Source organism: Adlercreutzia sp., assembly GCF_056795635.1.
On record NZ_JBQIIT010000002.1, the window covers coordinates 178,137 to 196,306 of the forward strand.

At 61.7% G+C, this 18,170-nt stretch carries 19 protein-coding genes; 6 read left to right on the top strand and 13 right to left on the bottom strand.

All coding sequences use genetic code 11. From position 1 onward, the window contains the following. Positions 1-13: 13 nt before the first annotated feature. The gene (locus ACTOXK_RS01785) at positions 14-1,432 is read right to left on the bottom strand and encodes an MFS transporter (protein ID WP_482278312.1); all 1,419 of its coding nucleotides are present in this window, start codon (positions 1,430-1,432) and stop codon (positions 14-16) included. A gap of 335 nt (positions 1,433-1,767) precedes the next feature. On the opposite strand from ACTOXK_RS01785, the gene ACTOXK_RS01790 reads away from it, so the two are divergent. Further along, on the top strand, positions 1,768-2,832 hold the full coding sequence (locus ACTOXK_RS01790; RefSeq protein WP_482278313.1) for a DUF8451 domain-containing protein: 1,065 nt from the start codon (positions 1,768-1,770) through the stop codon (positions 2,830-2,832). Between the two features lie 133 nt (positions 2,833-2,965). Here ACTOXK_RS01790 and ACTOXK_RS01795 read toward each other — a convergent pair whose 3' ends face one another. The 5 genes from ACTOXK_RS01795 to ACTOXK_RS01815 all read right to left on the bottom strand — a co-directional run bounded on the left by ACTOXK_RS01795 (position 2,966) and on the right by ACTOXK_RS01815 (position 7,741). Next, the gene (locus ACTOXK_RS01795) at positions 2,966-4,675 is read right to left on the bottom strand and encodes an FAD-dependent oxidoreductase (protein WP_482278314.1); all 1,710 of its coding nucleotides are present in this window, start codon (positions 4,673-4,675) and stop codon (positions 2,966-2,968) included. 127 nt (positions 4,676-4,802) lie between these two features. Then, on the bottom strand, positions 4,803-6,275 hold the full coding sequence (locus ACTOXK_RS01800) for a helix-turn-helix transcriptional regulator (RefSeq protein WP_482278315.1): 1,473 nt from the start codon (positions 6,273-6,275) through the stop codon (positions 4,803-4,805). Positions 6,276-6,572: 297 nt separating this feature from the next. Beyond that, complete coding sequence (locus tag ACTOXK_RS01805) at positions 6,573-6,782, bottom strand: hypothetical protein (protein WP_482278316.1); 210 nt, start codon at positions 6,780-6,782, stop codon at positions 6,573-6,575. Positions 6,783-7,004: 222 nt separating this feature from the next. Beyond that, a complete protein-coding gene (locus ACTOXK_RS01810; RefSeq protein ID WP_482278341.1) occupies positions 7,005-7,304 on the bottom strand; it encodes a DUF1294 domain-containing protein in 300 nt (99 codons plus the stop codon). Further along, positions 7,304-7,741, bottom strand: a complete 438-nt coding sequence (locus ACTOXK_RS01815; protein WP_482278317.1) for a winged helix-turn-helix transcriptional regulator — start codon at positions 7,739-7,741, stop codon at positions 7,304-7,306. Before ACTOXK_RS01815 ends, ACTOXK_RS01810 begins: the two co-directional genes overlap by 1 nt. 121 nt (positions 7,742-7,862) lie before the next feature. Here ACTOXK_RS01815 and ACTOXK_RS01820 point away from each other — a divergent pair, with 121 nt between their 5' ends. Then, entirely contained in the window at positions 7,863-8,795 is a 933-nt protein-coding gene (locus ACTOXK_RS01820; RefSeq protein ID WP_482278318.1) for a radical SAM protein, read from the top strand. Positions 8,796-8,854: 59 nt separating this feature from the next. On the opposite strand, the gene ACTOXK_RS01825 is transcribed toward ACTOXK_RS01820, so the two are convergent. Further along, positions 8,855-9,544, bottom strand: a complete 690-nt coding sequence (locus ACTOXK_RS01825; protein ID WP_482278319.1) for a hypothetical protein — start codon at positions 9,542-9,544, stop codon at positions 8,855-8,857. 213 nt (positions 9,545-9,757) lie between these two features. Between ACTOXK_RS01825 and ACTOXK_RS01830 the strand changes: the two genes are divergently transcribed. Both ACTOXK_RS01830 and ACTOXK_RS01835 read left to right on the top strand, forming a co-directional pair. Continuing rightward, positions 9,758-9,943: a hypothetical protein gene (locus tag ACTOXK_RS01830; protein WP_482279239.1), complete on the top strand. Its 186-nt coding sequence runs from the start codon at positions 9,758-9,760 to the stop codon at positions 9,941-9,943. Further along, positions 9,936-10,553: a Fic/DOC family protein gene (locus tag ACTOXK_RS01835; RefSeq protein ID WP_482278321.1), complete on the top strand. Its 618-nt coding sequence runs from the start codon at positions 9,936-9,938 to the stop codon at positions 10,551-10,553. The genes ACTOXK_RS01830 and ACTOXK_RS01835 overlap by 8 nt, the downstream gene beginning before the upstream one ends. Positions 10,554-10,614: 61 nt before the next feature. On the opposite strand, the gene ACTOXK_RS01840 is transcribed toward ACTOXK_RS01835, so the two are convergent. Continuing rightward, positions 10,615-12,315: a SulP family inorganic anion transporter gene (locus ACTOXK_RS01840; RefSeq protein ID WP_482279831.1), complete on the bottom strand. Its 1,701-nt coding sequence runs from the start codon at positions 12,313-12,315 to the stop codon at positions 10,615-10,617. A gap of 345 nt (positions 12,316-12,660) precedes the next feature. Between ACTOXK_RS01840 and ACTOXK_RS01845 the strand changes: the two genes are divergently transcribed. Then, complete coding sequence (locus ACTOXK_RS01845) at positions 12,661-13,620, top strand: hypothetical protein (RefSeq protein WP_482278323.1); 960 nt, start codon at positions 12,661-12,663, stop codon at positions 13,618-13,620. A 164-nt stretch (positions 13,621-13,784) separates the two neighbouring features. Here ACTOXK_RS01845 and ACTOXK_RS01850 read toward each other — a convergent pair whose 3' ends face one another. Together ACTOXK_RS01850 and ACTOXK_RS01855 are read right to left on the bottom strand one after the other, a co-directional pair. Then, entirely contained in the window at positions 13,785-14,093 is a 309-nt protein-coding gene (locus tag ACTOXK_RS01850) for a DUF2442 domain-containing protein (protein ID WP_482278342.1), read from the bottom strand. A gap of 11 nt (positions 14,094-14,104) precedes the next feature. After that, positions 14,105-14,368, bottom strand: coding sequence for a DUF4160 domain-containing protein (locus ACTOXK_RS01855; RefSeq protein ID WP_338210379.1), 264 nt, complete (start codon positions 14,366-14,368; stop codon positions 14,105-14,107). A 226-nt stretch (positions 14,369-14,594) separates the two neighbouring features. Here ACTOXK_RS01855 and amrS point away from each other — a divergent pair, with 226 nt between their 5' ends. Next, positions 14,595-15,464: an AmmeMemoRadiSam system radical SAM enzyme gene (amrS, locus tag ACTOXK_RS01860; protein WP_482278324.1), complete on the top strand. Its 870-nt coding sequence runs from the start codon at positions 14,595-14,597 to the stop codon at positions 15,462-15,464. Here amrS and ACTOXK_RS01865 read toward each other — a convergent pair. From ACTOXK_RS01865 to ACTOXK_RS01875, 3 genes are all read right to left on the bottom strand, one after another. Further along, positions 15,461-16,066 (bottom strand): hypothetical protein, encoded by a 606-nt coding sequence (locus tag ACTOXK_RS01865; protein ID WP_482278325.1) that lies wholly within the window; start codon positions 16,064-16,066, stop codon positions 15,461-15,463. The two genes, amrS and ACTOXK_RS01865, sit on opposite strands and share 4 nt — an antisense overlap. Then, positions 16,063-16,569, bottom strand: a complete 507-nt coding sequence (locus ACTOXK_RS01870; RefSeq protein WP_482278326.1) for a VanZ family protein — start codon at positions 16,567-16,569, stop codon at positions 16,063-16,065. The genes ACTOXK_RS01865 and ACTOXK_RS01870 overlap by 4 nt, the downstream gene beginning before the upstream one ends. Positions 16,570-16,749: 180 nt before the next feature. Beyond that, positions 16,750-17,865 (bottom strand): ATP-binding protein, encoded by a 1,116-nt coding sequence (locus ACTOXK_RS01875; protein WP_482278327.1) that lies wholly within the window; start codon positions 17,863-17,865, stop codon positions 16,750-16,752. Between the last annotated feature and the right edge of the window lie 305 nt (positions 17,866-18,170).

Consider the following 18,170-nt stretch of genomic DNA (forward strand, 5'->3'; position numbering starts at 1 on the left):
ATGGAAGAATATCCTATCGGCGACGGTGCTTGCGGGCGTAGAGGATGGCCACTACGAGCATGACCGCCTCGATGGCCAGGGCCATGAGCATGGTGGCCTCGAATCCACTTTCGTAGGCGACCGCCTCGGCCACGCCGACGCGGGTTTGGGCGGCCACCTCGTTGGTGAAGAAGCCCACGAGCAGGGCCGACGAGAGCGCGGAAGCCAGCTGCACGCACACCGACGACAGCGATGAGCCGGCGGCCAGCAGGTCGTCGTCCAAGCTTGCCAGGGCCACTTCGCGGTTCGGCGCCGTCTCGGTGCCCACGCCGGCCAGAATGACGAGCACCACCGCCAGCAATGCCAGCACCATCTTCCCCGCCGCCAGGGCCCACAGCGCCCCGAGGCCCCCGACGATGATGGCGAACCCCACGGGCACCACGGGCCAAATGCCGCGCTTGTCCACGATCTTGCCAGTCACGAGGGCGCTGCCCGCATAGGCCAGCTGCGGGGCCAGCATGAACAGACCCGCCGCCGAAGCGGTGAACCCCGCGGCCCCTTCCAAGTACAACGGCACCGTGAGGCGCAGGGCGTGCTCCGCGAATGAGCTGAACATCACGAGCAGCACGCCTACGAGAAACGGACGGCTGGCCAGGGGCCGCAGATTCAGCAGCGGCACGGCCAGCCCCCGCTGCCGCCACGCGAACAGCCCGAGCGCCGCCGCGCCCACGGCCATGAGCCCCGCCGCCACGGGCAGCCCGTGGTTTATCTCCGAGATGCCGAACATGAGGCAGCCGAGGCCGATGAAGGCGAGCCCGGCGCTCGGCAGGTCGATGGGACGCGGCGAGGCCTCGCGCTCGCCGATGGGGCGCACCCACAGCACCGTGCCCACCAGGCAGGCCGCGCCCATGACCGCCGTGGGCAGGAACATGGCGCCCAGGCCGAAGTGGGTGAGCGCGAGGCCCGAGAGGAAGGGGCTGGCCGCAAAGCCGATGCCACCAGCGGCCGTCTTCAGAGAGAGCGCGAAGGTGCGCCGATCAGCCGACGCCACCTTCATGATGACGGTGCTGGCCGTCGGGTACAGCAGGCCGGCCGCCACGGCGTGCAGCAGGCGCGCCACCATGATGCTGATGTAATTCGCCGCCAGAAACCCCACCAAGCCGCCGGCGGCCATGCATCCGCAGGCCACAACCATCAGCCGCTTGAGCCCCCAGCGGCGCAGGAACCGCGCCCCCATGGTGATGACCGTGGCGGCCACGATGGCGAAGGCGAGGACGATCCAGTTCGCCTGGGCTACTGTCACGTGGCAGGTGCGCGCCACAGTAGGCAGCGCCACCGACATGAGCGTAACGGTGAACCCGTTGAACATCATGGTGACCACGACAAGCCCGATGATAGCCCGCCGCTCCCGCGCCGTGAGCTGCGACCCAACCACCACCTTTGCTGCGCCCATGGGACATCCCCTTTCACCGCCTTCGATAGAACCCATTGTACGAAGCTTGCCGCATACGCGGATCCGCACCGCCGGACCGTTGTCCATTCGAGAAGAACCCGCCGATGACGCACCCGCAAGGGGCGACTTGGGGCGACTTGGGCGTCCCCTTACCGGGTCGACTGCTCTCCTCTCCCCACCCAACGCGCCCGCCGCCACGTCGCATCTAACGCAATAGGCCATTGCTTTGCGGAGAGCGGGACGGTGTGGTTCAGGATTTACGACCGATAACGACCGATAATGTTCGCATCATACCGTCTCGTTCAAGGAGAGCCATGCCGACAAGGAGCATCGCCATGCTGCGCGATGCAAGCAACGAGCCTTTCGATGACGCTCCTCTTAAAGAATTCACGCTCGATGCGCTCTCCCGGGACACCGTAGACCGATACCGAATGGCGGTAACATCAGTCAGACCCAATCACCCCTGGCTCAACCTGGAAAACGAAGACTTCCTCGTAAAACTCAATGCCATTAAGCGCGTAGATGGCGAAGGCCCCTGGCGACCGACGCGGGCCGGCTTGCTCATGTTCGGCTTTGAGAACGAAATTTTGCAGGAGTATGCCCATTATTTTCTCGATTACCGCGAGATGGACGAAGGCTCACGTTGGGCGGATCGCATTACCTCACAAGACGGGACGTGGACGGGCAACGTATTCGACTTCTGGAGCGAGGTGCTCCCACGACTGACAGCGGTCTTGAAGAGACCCTTCGCGTTGGGAGCCAATCTCCAACGCATCGAAGACACCGATATGCACGCGGCGTTGCGCGAGGCCTTCGTAAATGCCCTCGTCCATGCAGACTACTACGGCAGAAGGGGAATCGTCGTCCTGCGCCACGCCGATCGCATCGAGGTATCCAACCCCGGAAGCTCCCGCGTAGCGCTCGATGTGGTACGGGCCGGCGGGGTATCCGACGCGCGAAACCCCACCCTGATGAGAATGTTCGGCCTCATCAGCGCCTGCGAACGAGCAGGCAGCGGATTCGATGTGATGAAAAACGCCGCTGCAATGGCAGACGCGCTACCCCCGGTAATAACGGAGAGCTACAATCCTGACAGGGTCGAGGCAACCCTTCACCTGGGCCGTCTCTCCGCGCTTTCCCCGAACGAAAGGATCCACCCGTCGCGGAGCCCCATCCCTGACGAGGGGCCTGCCCTTTCTTCATTCGACCAGGCGGATCGGACGACCAAGGAAGACGGCGAGATCGTAAATCCGAGCGAGACCATGGAGGACATGATCGAGCGCTGCGCTCCCTACATGGTGGAGTCCGGCTCGTTTGCCACTCTTGATGAGGCCGTGTCCCTGCTCGGCGCCGTCCTCCCCCACCTCAAGCGCTGGCGCAGCGAAGCCATAGGCGAGTAGGCCCCGAAGCGGATCGCGCGTTCCGGCCCACATCAGCGACCCACTCGCGACATTGCCCTCGTTCTGCCCCCCAAGAACAACTGTGGCGCAGCAAAAGCCGCGCCACAGAGGGGAGGGTATGGAGCCGAGAAGGTTAGGCGTTCAGCATGTCCTGCACAGCCAAATAAGCGAAGGTAATGGCAGCAGCCCAATCGCCACCATAGACGTGATGCGTGTACATACCACCCGCCCACAAGCCGCCAGCGCATTCGCCGGCCGCATAGAGACCGGGTATGACGCTTCCCTCGGCGGTAACAACCCGTGCGATATCGTCGGTATGCAGCCCGCTGCATGTGCTGAGCAGCGTTGGGCCCTCATGGATAGCATAGAACGGCGCCGTATCGAGGGGATACAGGAACTCCTTCTCAAACAACGTGTCCGCACCAGCTTTAGCATCGCGCGTGGTGCGCTCAAAAGTCTCCTTGAGGGCAACGGCGTCAACACCCATCTTCTCCGCGAGCTCCTCAATGGTGTCGGCCTGAATCACGGCGCCTTCCTCGATCATTTGCCCGATCACCGCTACCGAACCATCGGCGATGGTGGGATCGTTGGACAAATAAGCCGTTTTGAGCTGCGCTGCCGCTTCGGGATACTTAGCATCGAAAACTGTCCAGCAACGTCCATGGGTTTGGTTGATAATGGCTCCACCCAGCATGCTGACGGGCACTTCCTCGTTTACGAAGCGACGACCCTGCTCGTTCACGCGAATCCAGGGAATAAAGAGGGCCGGGATGCCCATCATATGCGCATCGACGATGCCATAGCTGTTCAACAGCGCCGAATGCGGTGCGTCGTCCTCCGCCGCCCCCACGGCAAGCCCCATCTCATGGCCGTCGCCGGTTACCCCAACGCCGGCAAACTGAACCGCTGCGATCGTGGCGTAATCGCGCGGACGCATGTACTTCTTCATGCGCTCCATGTTCGCCGCATAACCGCCCGTCGCAAGCATCACCCCCTTAGCAGCGTTGATCTGCGCGTACGTCCCATCTGCGTTCTTGACGACAACACCGGTCACCGCACCGTCTTCACCTTGCACCAACTGTACGGCAGGCGTTTCATAACGCACCTCAGCGCCATTGGCCACTGCAAAGTCGACAATGGACTGGTGAACGCCCGCCTGATTCTGATTGCGCCCTCCGACCCATGTAATATTGGCGTTAACGCAGCGCGTCCATCCTTCCATCATGATGCCAGGGAAGGCAGGGAACGTCGGCTCAGCCTCAATGCCGGCCGGCAAAATGGCATGATCATAAAGCCAGTCGAACGCCTCTCCACTATGATGATAGAGAGCCGCGAGTTTTGAGGCATTGGCCCGATAGGCGCTCGACGTCATAAGGGCCTCCATAAAGTCCTTGAACGTCGGGCATGGAAACTGATACTGCTCCTGCACTTTCGAGTTGATGACAAAAATGTCGCCGGGATTGGCCGCAGGGACGCCCATTTTCTCCACGACCAACGTCTTAAGCCCCTGGGCGGATGCGTAGGCGGCGGCAGCCGAGCCAGCTGCCCCCATGCCGATGATGACCACATCCCACTCTTCCGTCTGCGCGATATCAGTTACCGGCTCCGACTCGAATGCCGCCTCTCCTTGGGGCGGAAGCCAGCACTCGTACTCAGCGGCGGGATCGGCGTTACCCGTATCGGGCATATCCACCGCCCCGGCCTCCTCCTGCTTAGCCGCGTTCGGCGCGCAACCGAGCATGCCCGCCGCGCCCAAAAGGGCACAAGCCGTCATGGACCCCTTCAGAAACGTCCGTCGCTCCATATTCGTCGGATCGACATGGCTCGCACGTATTTCGCTCATGGTGATTCCTCCGCTCCTTCTCGTCCGCCCTCACAGGCAGCTCGATCATTCCCGATTCAACGGGCTGACGGAAGCATAGGCGGGAGAATCTGGTGCGTCATCGCTTGCGCTAGGGGAAATCTACGCCTCACCCAGATTTGGGTAGAAGGCTCTCATCAGGCATTTTAATCACTTCAACCAAATCATCTCGAGAGTGAATGCCAAGTTTGGCGTAAATATGCTTCACATGGGTGCGCACGGTATCCTGCGAGACCATGAGACGACGCGCGGCCGCAGGAATGCTCCAACCCTCGCTCAAACAGGTAAGAACCTCGGCCTCTCGCTCTGTCAGCTGATGGGCATCGGCAATCGCCCGACAACGCCCATGGAGTTCCTCTTCAAGGGAGTTCGCCAGCAACGGCGTTACGGCAACACGCTTCACATCGAGCGCCTGCGGCTTTTGAAGGAGCCACGGCTCGCGGAAGAGAACCACGAAAAACAGGTACGAGCACAACGAGAGTATTATGAACCTATCGACATCTCGATCTCCCGATGCATGAATGGCCACGGAGGCAAGGGCCATGCCCGTGAAGAACGCCAGAAAGACGAGTGTTGCGGCGCCCCAAAAGCGCAGCGACCTCGTACGAGGGTCGCCAAGGCACTGACTGAGCCCGTAGAGCAGCATGCTCACATTGACGGTAAATGTTCCCAGCAGAACAGCCGCGCCTATGCCCACGAACGCATTCCCCGTACAGGCCAGAAAACCGTAGGCCAGCGCCGACAGCACGGCGCAGATCTTTGCATAGGGGTAAATTCCCCGCAGCCATCCAAGGGCTGGAAGAATCGTCAAAATAATTGTCAGTGAACCGAGCGAGAGCACGTAGAGTGTCGTGTAACCCGCACTCGCCAGGCTCGTGGGGTTCATCACGATGGGACAGATCATTCCTCCCGCAAATAGAAGTGCTGCCGTAGACCCCAACGCCATGGGAAGCCGCCGCCTCTCTTGAGCCGCCGGGGGCAGTGCGGTTTCGTATTCCGTCAGAGATTCCGAGAGACGACGACGCGCAACGTACCATACAATGGCGACAATGCAGCAGAGGGCTGAACTGGCAAGGGGAAACCGTTCGATGGGAAAGAACACCACAAAAGCCGCGATAAGAGAACCGGGCACCGCATGCTTCCAAAAATCGTTCTCCGGCGTAGCCCGACAATAATCAACTGCATACAAAAATCCCATGGCCGACGCCACGGACAGGAGCACGGCGGAAGGAGCGATTTCGATGAGCCACAATCCGCCCAAAGCAGCAACGGCGGCATGGGCCGCGAAATACCATGCCACCCCGATCAGGAAGGTGGCGCACATGCGAAGAGGGGAAGCCCAGTTGGCCATGGCGAAGGGGCGCATGATTCGAATCTGCGAGGCCAAGCCCAGAATAATGAGTACAGCAACTTGAATAACCGCCCATGCGACAAAAATGTGCCCGTCAGGTTGCGCGTTAATGCGGGCGGGAATAAAGGTAAAGCCCATGAGGATGATGGTCAGGTTGGCGCACCAATGCAGGATATCCCAGCCGTTTCCCAATTTATAGGAAGCTGACAGGCCCGAACTGCCATCAACCATGACCCCTCCTTATAATGCATAGCCCTCACCCGAGACAGGTGCCGACGAACCGCTTGACCAGAAAGCACCGTCGTAAACGGCCGCGACCTTGCGCTACGACAGATTAACTCTATCGAAACAGTCGTCCCGAATCATGGAATTCCAGACAATGCCCACGATGCAAGACGCCCCCATCATACACGACAGAAAGCCGCCTTGCAGGGGTGAGCGCCCAGGGCCGATTGCTCTCCCGGAATACAGGGGAACCAAACCAGCCCAAGCAGCGAGGAAGCTGCGCGAGCTTCGGGGACGTCCCTTCTACCCCATCCCTAAGAAGGCCACGTAGTCGGCGGTGTCCATGAGCGGGGCCTCTAAGGCTTCCGCCGTGTCGTCGGCAACGGCGCCCTCGGCCACGAGCTCCCGGCCGGCCCGCTCCACCGTTTCCAGCCAGGGCTTCACGAGGGCCACGGCCTGCGGGTTGGCGCTCACCTTCCCTGCCGGGCTTCCATTGAATACGGTTACGTTCATATGCACTCCTTTCGCCCTTTCTACGATAGGCGCGACGGGGCGGCCCCACAACCTACGCATCGTAGAGTGCCCCATCCTTGACGCGCGGCGTGCCATCATCCCTCGAAAAGCTCGCTGCGGCGCGATAGGAGCACCCGCAATCATCTGCCGAGTTGCCACCGCAACAGTGACCGAGGCGGCCACTCGGGCACCGCCGCAGTGCCAACGGGGGCAGCAAGCGACCTAGATAACGCCCGCAACCCCGAGGCCGACGAGGCCTGCTATTTGCAGGAGGAGGAAGAGGGGCAGACCCCAGACGAAGTACCATTTTCGGGTTTTGTGGCGAACGAGGCGCATGGCCACCAGGCCGCCGAGGGCGCCACCGGCAAAGGACAGCGCGATCAGGGTTCTCTCGGGAATGCGATAGGCCCCTCGGACGGCGCGGCGCTTGTCTATGCAGAAGCCAACGAACGTCACGACGTTGACAGCAGCCAGGTACACCGCCACCGCCAGCAGCCCACCTTGCCCGACCAGGTTCCCCATCACGGCCTGCCGCCTCCTTCCCCGTCGGCATCGCCCGCGGGCGCGGATCCCTCCCGAGCTGCCCCCTGCGCTTCGCCACCGCGGGCGCACAGTTCGCCTTCGCACAGCCAGCGCTGGCTCCAAAGGACCATGGCGTTCAGAATGGGCACGAAACTCGCACCCACGTCGGTCAGCGAATATTCCACGCGGGGCGGAATCTCGCGGTAGATTTCGCGATGCACGAGGCCATCGGCTTCCAGCTCGCGCAGCTGCTTGGTCAGCGTGGATTGCGAAATGCCCTCGATGCGGCGCATCAGCGCGCCGAAGCGCTGCACCTCGTAGGTGGCGATGTACCACAGGATGAGAATCTTCCACTTGCCGCCGAGCACGGCCTGCATGCGGCTCATGGACTCGCAGCGCGCGAGAGCGGCCCCATCGGTGAACTTGTTGTCGGCCATGGCTTCCCTTGTCATTCCCAATAGTGCAGATAATGATACTACTCCCATAAAACATCAGTACTAGTAATCCAAGCACCGCACGGGCATCCTAAGGAGCGAAAACTACGGCGAAAGGAGCCCCATGCACTACACGGGAACCATCTGGCGGCCGCCCTACGAGGCTGGCTCGCTCATCATCGAAGCCACGGCGGGCTGCACCCACCACCGTTGCAAGTTCTGCACCCTGTACGAGGATCTTCCCTTCACGTTTCGCCCCTCGCCCTTAGAAGATATTGAGGCCGACTTGCTGGAGGCGCAGACCTGGTACCACGACCCGTTGCGCAAGACCGAGGAGCGCCTCTTCGAGCAAGAACCCGCGCGGGTCGACCGCATATTTCTGGCCGGAGCGAACCCCTTCGGGCTGAAGGCGAAGCATCTGCTGAGCATCGCGAAGCTCGTGCATCAGTACTTTCCCGGCTGCGAAAGCCTGGGCTGCTTCGCCCGCGTGACCGACGTGACGACGAAGAGCGACGAGGAGCTGCGCGTCCTGAGCGCAGCGGGATTCGACGGGCTCACCCTGGGCATTGAGACCGGTGATGACGAGGCGCTGGCTTTCATGGACAAGGGCTATAGCGCCCAAGACATCGTGACCCAATGCCGGCGGCTCGACGACGCGGGCATCCGCTACGGGTTCTTCTACCTCGCGGGCATTTCGGGCAAGGGCCGCGGCCGGGCGGCCGCCCAGGCCACGGCCGCCATCTGCAACCAGACAAACCCCTGGCTGATCGGCGCGAACATGCTCACCGTATACCCCACCTCGGCCCTGTACCGCGAGATACGCGCCGGCCGCTGGACGGAGGAGACGGAAGTGGAGAAGTACGAGGAGATTCGCGAGCTTGTCGCCGGCCTTTCCATCCCCGTCACCTTCGCCATGTTGGGCGCTTCGAACCCCGTGATGCTCCAGGGACAGCTTCCCGACCAGCGCGAACAGCTCATCGATGCCCTGAACACCATCATCACCGACATCGGCGAAGAACGCCTCCGCGCCTACCGCACTAACTTACGGCACCTGTAGAAGAGGCGGCCTGTTGCGAGCCTATGGCGGCGCCCCCTCGCGAGCTTATTGGGGCGCCCCTATTCCAGCGGCTTGTCCGTACCGGGGACATCCCGAATAGTGCGCAGACCGTTTTCGGGAGGCTCGCCGAGGGGGAACCAGTACTTCCAGGCTTCGAAGGGATGGGCGCCTTCCACGCGCACAACGGCCTTGAAGGCGTCCTTGGGGACGATGGTGTGCAGCTCGCGGCCGTCGCGGGTGAGCAGGTGGATGCCGCCGGCCGCCAAGGCCTCGTCGCAGAACGTGAGGCAGTTGTAGGTGACGAGGTTGTAGGTGCCCGTGTGGGCGCGGCGGTCCTCGGCGCAGGCCCGCACGGCCCGGAAGGACACCGCGTCGCACCACAGGGCGATGGCGCAGTTCACGTGCTCGTTCCACCAGTTCCCCGGCTGGCCGTGCACGATCCAGCCCGAGTGCTTCTCCAGGTCGGCGAAGGTCATGGGGTCGCGCAGGCAGGCCATGATGCCCGGCGCCTCCACTTTGCTGCTGTGGCGGTAGTAGGAATAGGTCTGCAGCGGGCCGCCCACAGGCCCCAGGGCCAGGATGCAGTGGCCCTCGTCCCAGGCTGCTTCCAAGTTGAACAGGAGAAACACGTTGTAGGAACCGGCGGGAGGCGTTACCCAATCTGCGGGCGCCAAAGCCTCCCGCTGCTGAACATGGTGGCAGTGGCGAAGGGTCTCCTCCGTTTCCGCCGCCTTAAGAGAAAGCTCCATGGCCCCGCTCCTTCTCAACTGGTTGCCCGCACCGCCCACACGGGCGAGCGGCCCAATGACGCCCATTATAAGAAGGGCCCACAGCAGCACCGATGCCGCCCGCCATCCGTTACCGTTTCATTGGGGACGCGCTTCGCCGGATGTTCAATCCAAGCAATTACCCCCGATCCAAGCCGCTGATAGTACAATGGCCTTGAAACAGAAAGGGCGACGATGACATCCTTGGAAATGGAACACATAATCGAAGAAGTTGAGCACAGCCTGGCGGTTGAGCACATGACCATGACGGAAACCGAAAAGGACAACTTGCGCAAAGTCGGCCGCGGCGAGATGACCTATCGCGACCTGATCGCCCAATACGTTGCCGACGCGAAGCGGCTGGCGGCCTCCCATGGCTGACCGTCGATCATATAACTACCAATACGATGCCGACGACCCCTACGTCTATGCAGGCACCAAGGTTCTCGTCAACAAGTTCGGCCTCGTCGATTTTGACGAACTGTGGAATGCGGAACGCGCCATTACCGGTGTTGCGGCGGCCGAGCTCGAAGCGCATCCGATCGAAGGCCTCTTCGACCTTACTCATCTCCAGGCAGTTCATCGGGCTCTTTTCGGCGAAATCTATGCATGGGCCGGGGAGATTCGGAAGAAAGGCTTCATCTCGAAGGGAAACTCCCTATTCTGCGGCGCAGAATTTATCCTCCCCTATTCCCAAAGCCTTTTCAGAGCTCTTAAGGCGGAGAACTACCTGCGCGATCTTGAACGCGACGACTTTATCGAGCGGATGGCGTTCTATATAGCGGAAATCAACGCCCTCCACCCCTTCCGCGAAGGTAATGGCAGAACACAGCGCATATTCGCGAACCAGCTGGCTCGGCAAGCGGGCTGGGAGCTCAACTTCAAAACGGTCAGCCCCGAAAGGCTGTGCGATGCCTATATTGCCTCAATGACCGATTTGAACGACTTGATCGGTCTTCTTCAAGAAACCGTAAGTCCGTTGGAGGGCTGAAACAACCAGGACAGCCGCGCCAGCCGCCTCGCTTGGATGATCGACCGTCTCAACCAGAACCTCAAGCCGACGGAGAAGCCGGCTTGTTGCTCTCGCCGTCCCGCTCCAGCAGGTCGCGGGCGTGGGCGATGGCGTCGTCGATGCAGGTGCGGAAGTGCTCCTCCCCCACCAGGTCGACGAAGCCGGCGCGGCGCATGGTCTTCATGGGCTGCTCGTTCACATGGGAGAAGATGAGGCTCACGCCGTGGGCACTGCAGTACTCGTAGAGGTTCTCCAGGGCGTTCATGCCCGTGGCGTCCAGCGAGGGCACGCCGCGCATGCGGATGATCAGGTAGCGGGTGAAGTCCTTCACCGAGATGTCGGCGATGCGCTCGGTCATGCCGAAGAACATCGGCCCGTTGATCTCGTACACGCGCACGCTCTTCGGCAGCTCGCGCAAGTGGGTGACCTCGGAGTTCTCGTCGACGTAGTACTTCCAGCCTTTCACCTCGGTCTCCTCGCTCACCATCTTCATGAACAGCACCATGGTGATGAGCATGCCCGCGGCAATGGCGATCACCAGATCGAAGACGATGGTCAGCGCGAAGGTGAGCAACAGCGTGGCCACGGCCCCCTTCGACGCCGTCTGGCACAGGTGCGCGAAGTTGCGCCAGCCGCACATGTTGTAGGCCACATGCAGCAGGATGGCCGCGATGGCGGGCATGGGAATGAGCGCCGCGTAGGGCATGAGGAAGGCGAGCACGGCCACGAGCACGAGCGCGTGCACCATGCCGGCGATGGGCGTGCGGCCGCCGGCCTTCACGTTCGCGGCCGTGCGGGCGATGGCGCCGGTGGCCGGAATGCCGCCGAAGAGCACCGACGCGATGTTGCCGATGCCCTGGGCCACCAGCTCGTCGTTGGCACGGTGATGGGAGCTGATCATGGAGTCGGCCACCACGCAGGACAGCAGCGACTCGATGGCGGCCAGGATGGCGATGGTGGCGCCGTTGGCCAGCTGGTCGCGGAACAGCGCGAAGCTGAGCTGGGGCAGGTGGAACTCGGGCAGACCGCTGTTGATGGCGTACAGGTCACCGATGGTGAGCACGTCCAGGCCGAGACCGCTCACGAGCGCAACGCCCGCGAACAGCGCCATAAGCGAGCTGGGAACGCGAGGGACCAGACGCGGCCACAGGAACAGCACGGCCAGGCAGACAAGGCCCACGATGCAGGCCTGGGCGTTTACCGTGGCAATGTTGCCGGCCAGCGCCGCCACCTTGTCCACGGTCTCCACCGTCGCAGTGCCGGCGGGATAGGTCAGGCCGAGGAAGTCCTTCAGCTGACCGATGGCAAGCGTCACGGCAATGCCCGCCGTGAAGCCCGTGGTGATGGTGAAGGGTACGAAGCGGATGACGGCGCCCAGCTTGAACAGGCCCATGAGGATGAGCAGGATGCCGGCGATGATGGTGGCCGCGATGAGGCCGTCCATGCCGTCGGTGGCCACGATGCCCGCCACAATGGTGGCGAAGGCCGCCGTGGGGCCCGAGATCTGCACGCGGCTGCCGCCGAGAAACGCGATGAGGAAGCCCGCCACGATGGCCGTGTACAGGCCCTGCTCCGGCGACACCCCCGAGGCGATGCCCAATGCGATGGACAGCGGCAGCGCCACAATGGCCACCACGATGCCGGCCACAATGTCGCGGGGAATCTGCTCCTTAAGCTCCTGAGGGCTGGAATGCTTGATGATGCTGAAGAGAATCGGCTTGATCTTGTCGCGCTGCTGCATGGGTGTAAGGCTCGGTTCCTTGGGTCGAAGGCGGGTTGGGCTGCGGGTTGACCGGCGGCTCGGAAGCGCCGGGGCGTCCCCTCCCGAGCCAACGACGCGAGCCGCCCCGAGATACCGGGCGGTTCACGCGAATATAAGTCGTTGGGTCAGCAAGAAAACGCGAGGCCGCATTCTACTCTTCTCCACCAAGGTGAGCAAGGCAGAACCCCACGTCAGTCGGAGGAGCGGTTGGCTGCAGAAGCGGCGGTGCCTGGTTTCAAAACGCAATCAAATCGCGAGCCCGAGGGGGCGTCCCCAAAAGCCAGCTATACTTTCACCGGAAAGACCCCGAGGGAAGGAGCCGCCGTGAACCCCCTGCCGCTGAGCACCGAAACCGCTGTTGAGACCCGCGAGCTGGTCATGGTAGAGCCCGAGCCCGCGCCGGAGCGCCCGATGAGGGAGAAAGCCATCATCGCAGGTATTCTGGCCGCCCTCGCCCTCGTGTCGCTGCTGGTGGTGGCGAATATCGCCTCGAATCCCGCCACCTATGTCGGCATCACCGACACTCTCGACGAGAAAAAGGCCAACGTCATGATGCTCGCCACCACCACGACCGCTGCCTCGGCCGCCATCACGGCGCTGCCCAACGACATGGGCACGCCCATCGCAGAGAAGCTCGTGGACTTCAGCTCGTACTTCATGGTCATCCTGGCCGTTATCTACCTGGAAAAGTTTCTGCTGACCACATTGGGGTTCCTCGGTTTCGGCATTCTCATCCCCATCGCCTGCGCGTTGTTCGCCTTCGCGGTGTTCTTGCAGCAGGGAACGCTTTCACGGGCGAACCTGCAGCGACTGGGAGCGAAGCTCGCGGCCTTTGGCCTGGCGCTGGCGCTCGTGGTGCCCGTGAGCGTATGGCTCACCGACAATGTGGACGCCACCTTCGATGAGACGCTCGCCGCCTCCAACGCCGCGGCCCAAGAGGCCACCCAGCAGCTGGAGGAGAATACCCCGACCGAGCCCCAGGAAGACCAGGGGCTGCTGGGCGGCATCGCCAGCGCCGTGCAGGACGGATGGAGCAACCTGACCCAAGGCGCCCAGCAGGCACTGGACAGCCTGGGGCAGCAACTGAACACCATGGTGGACACACTGGCGGTCATGATCGTGACGAGCTGCCTGATTCCCCTGCTCGTGCTCATGCTGTTCCTGCAGCTTGTGAAGATCATCACCGGGATCGACTTCGGCGGCGCCACCGCTGTGATGGGCGCCGCCCGCACCAAGGGCCGCGCCGTCGCCAGCTCACTGCGCCGCCCCGCGCAGAAGGGCTAGGCCGTTATGGGCGGCCTGGACGAGGGGCGCCGGAGAGGCAGGAGAGGCGCTCATATCGAACCGTTATAAACGTCCGATTTGAGGTTGATGGATCCCATTGCTTGATGCAGCCGATCCAAGGATCATGCCGTCTTTCTATCGCCCGATCAGCTTCTTTTCGCTCCTCACGCGCACTCGAGCAGATCGTCGCATTCGTTATAGGGCACGCTGTTTTCGTATATGTATTCTGGCGCCAAATCTATAGTCCCGTCAGCCCACGAGACAAAACCATGTTGAACAGAAATCGAGGCAAAAACCGACTCATCTTTCAAAGGCTCAAAAGCAGAACCCTCGACCGAAAGAGCATCGAACAGTTTCTTTTCGCCAGACGAAAAGAGGATCAGCAGCATCCCTCCCTTGAGGGGCGTGGCTTGCACCACCCGCACCTCATCGCAAGGAGTGCCAGCGTAGCAAATGTCATCAACTATGTACATCACACGCCCTCCTACATGGGGTCCACTTTGTCAAAGTGCTCGCCCTGAACCGCACGGTTCCACGCAGCGTATACTTCCTCTTCGTGAAGGGCGAGCCAGCCAACAACGATCTTCATCTGCTTACGCGGCAACGAACCCGCCAGCAGCTCGCCATCGACACCCACTGAGGCCTCGAATTCGCCGTAATAAACATGCACGTGTGGTTTGTTGTGATGCTTGGTATCCTTGAAAAGCATGTAAATCACGATACCAGCAAAGCGGGAAAGCTCGGGCATTGACACTCCTCTGGTAGGTGGTGAAATCGAAACTACGGCCCTTAAACGGTCGCATGAATATAATACCCGACGCGCCCTTGGCCTTGGGCTGAAGAGCGTCAACAGACTTGCAAGAAGCAGCATTTCTTCAAGCCAAGGAAACCACATCTGCAAGCAAGCCGCCAAAGAGCGTACTGAGTCGAACGGTCTTACGGCCGCACCACTTGAAGCAAAAGGAGCGAAAACGATGGACAATGCCGCTGCGAAAACCGGCCTGCACGGACAACGTGTCACGTGCACCATCTGCCCGCACGGATGCCGGCTGGCCGAGGGGCAGACGGGCCTCTGCCACGGGCGCGTTGCCCGGGACGGCCGCGTGGCGGATGCCAACTACGGACGTATTACGTCGCTGGCACTGGATCCCATCGAGAAGAAGCCGCTCGCGCGGTTCCGGCCTGGCGCGAAGGTGCTGTCGGTGGGCTCCTACGGCTGCAACCTGCGCTGCCCGTTCTGCCAGAACGCCTCCATCGCCTGCGCCTGCGAGCGCGACGTACCCTGGCGCGAGATAGCGCTGGCGGAGCTGGTCGAGCTGGCTGCCTCGCTCATGCCCGAGGGCAACATCGGCATCGCCTTCACTTACAACGAGCCGCTTGTGGGGTTCGAGTTCGTGCGCGATACTGCCCGCCTATCGCGCGAGCGCGGCCTGGCCAACGTGCTCGTCTCGAACGGCTCCGTGAACGACGGCCCGCTGCGCGAAGTGGCCGCACTCATCGATGCAGCGAACATCGACCTGAAAGGCTTCACCCAGAGCTTCTACGATTTCGTCGGCGGCGACCTGGACACCGTGAAGCACACCATAGAAGCGCTGGCCGCCGAACCCGGTTGCCACCTGGAGGTGACAACGCTCATCATTCCCGGCCTGAATGATAGCGAAGACGAGATTGACGCCGCGGCTGCATGGCTCGCATCGCTTGATCCGGGCATTCCCTACCACATAACGCGCTTCTTCCCCTGCCACCGCCTGCAAGACCGCCCCGCCACACCACCCGCCACCGTGCACCAGCTGGCCGCCGTAGCCCGCCGCCACCTGAAACACGTCTACGTGGGGAGCTGTTAGGAGAGGCAGGGCTCACGATCTTCCACGCCCTCTACGGCCCCTGCGCCTTCCGAACCTTCCGCGCCTCGCACGAGCAACGCGGCCGACGCTCCTCGCGCCGTCGGCATGGCATTTCCACGGGCGCCCTCCGCAACCCTTCCGGAAATGAAATCGTAGGGCATCCTGCGGGCTACCAGGTAGAACACGGCAAGCGGGAGCGCCGTGTTCTGCGGGTACACGAGCACAAGCAGCAACACGATTGCCCGCGCCGCGTAGAAGGCGACGCGCATGGCGCCGGCGCGCTGCTGCGTCTCGCACGACATGCGGTAGAACAGGCCCGCCGGCGTGCCGCCGTCGCGCCTCCAGGGCACGACCACTTCCACCACCGCGAAGGCGAGCCCATAGCAGATCACCCAGACGACGACGTTGGCCCGGTTCAGCATGGCCTCGTCGAAAGCATCGCCCATCAGCATCTTCAGGCCGATCACGACCATCAGGCGCGGCACCACCGAGCATACGTCGATGATCATAGCGTCGGTCCACAGCGCCACCGCGCGCCGGACGAAGCCAGGACGATGGGTAACGGGCGGCAGCACCTCCGCTTCGCGCTGAGTCAGCTTCACAGCCAGATGCCCCAGCCCCAGCCGATCACACCGCCGAGCGTGTTGCACAGAATGTCGTCCACGTCGAAGGTGCGGTATGAGAAGGGATACACCCCGAATAGCCCCGTGAGCTGCGCCGTTTCGATAAGGCAGGTGGCGGCGAAGGACAGCGCCAAGGCAAGCGGGAGCCTCAGCTTCAGGAGCGTCCGCGCAATGAAGCCGAGCGGCACGAAGAGCACGATGTTGAACAAGAGTTGCAGCACTGCGCGAGCGCCGCCTTCGGCGATATCGTGAACGAAGTTGAGCGGGTCGAGAATGGGCGGGATGCCGTAGGTGATGCCCGGTCCTGAATCGCCCGTAGGCAGCGGGTACAACGTGAAGCACACAAGACCGGCAGCATAGAGGATACTCGCGTACACAGCGAACACGGTCGTAAGCGGCAGCCATCCGTCGCGCCGGTACAACCCCACCAGCACCGGCACGCTGAGCAGCAGCGACAGCAACGGCCACACCAGAACGGCCACATTGAAGCTTTCGCTGAAAGTAGCTATGTACCCATTGATGACCGATCCCATAATCGAAAAGGGTACCACAAGAACAGCACGCCGCCTACGGGAGCACTGGCTGCCCGCTCATTTTCATTGTGGGGCCGCGAAAGGCACTGCGGGTATTGCGCCCTTTTCGCGCCCAAGGCGACCGAGACGCTACTCCCGGCCCGCGATGTACTCCCTGAAACCGGGCAGCGCAAAATAAAAATCGCCGTTGAGGGTTTCACCAATAACGCCGCTCTGCACAAGTCGTTTCTTGTACGTGGAAATATGCCCCGAAGGTTTTCCCAGTCGCCCCATCAGATCAGCGCGACTGGTGACCTTCTCGTCTTGCACCATGGCCGCGAGAAACGCCCTATCTGCCTTGGAGAGCTCTGCATAGGTGACGTCGAAGATGCGATCTTCCAGTTCACGCTGAGCCCTCTGCGCACCGGCGCGAATGTCTTCGATACTCAGGAAAGCATCGTCGGAATGCATGCGCCATGCTCGATAGCCCAGAAGCTGAAGCATGAAAGGAAATCCGTTGATAGCCTCAACCGCTTCGGTCAATGCCCCTTCGTTGATAAGCCTGCCGCCTTCTTCAACCGTCAGGCGAAAGGCCTCTTCCACCTCGTAAGGTGCCAAGGAACTCAGATCGAAGCGCTGGGCTCGGCGAAGAAACGACGTGTTCTTACCGCTGAGAAGCGAGCTTATATGGAACGGTAACCCCGCCATCACGAGGGCGACCTTGCGGTTCTCGCGCACGAAATGCTGGTATGTCGAAACCAGGTGGCTCATCTCGTCGAGAGACACATCCACCTCGTCAACGGTAATCAGCAAGCCGACGCCCGCTTCACCTAAACGGTCTAAAAGGCCATTCATGCGCGTGCGCCAATTCGCTTCCGATTCGCCTCTCGGGTTCCACGTCGCCCCTCCAAGGCCCGCGATGTTCACACCCGTAAGACACTTTTCGGGCAAGGTCTCAATGAGATGAGAGGCCGACTCCTCGGTGCGCTGGACGATATCCTCAAGCATGCCCGGTGTTGCCGAAACATTGGCTATCACCCACCCAAGCCGAGACGCTTCGTTGCCGAGATATGTGAGAAGAGCCGTTTTACCGCAGCCGCGCGGACCGACGAACAGGGCGCAGAGGTTTGTCGCTTGCTCTTCGAAGGCGCTCAGGACATCCGAGAGCACCTGCTCTCGACCGGCGAAATAGGCAGGCACTTTTCCAAATTCAGGGGTAAACGGGTTGAACGTCCCCCGCTGGATGCCCTCGGTTTTATCTGCCACGACAATCTCCCGCCATTCGACCGCTGCAACAGGGAGATCGTAGCATCCTTGATTTCTTTTAGCAATCTTGATTTCTTTTAGCGTCCTTGATTTGTTTTAGCGTCCTTGCGCGATTTGAGCGCAGGCGAGACCAGCAATAGAACAAAGATTGGTGGACAACAAGCGCTCTCGCAGATCATTGCACCGAATTTGGCTAAGACCTCGCCAGTTGGTCGCACCGACGCAATCGCAGCGGCAAAATGGTGCGTCAAGGAGGGTGATGCCTATGACCGCGCTTCGGCATCGCGGGCGACCTCGCGGGGAGG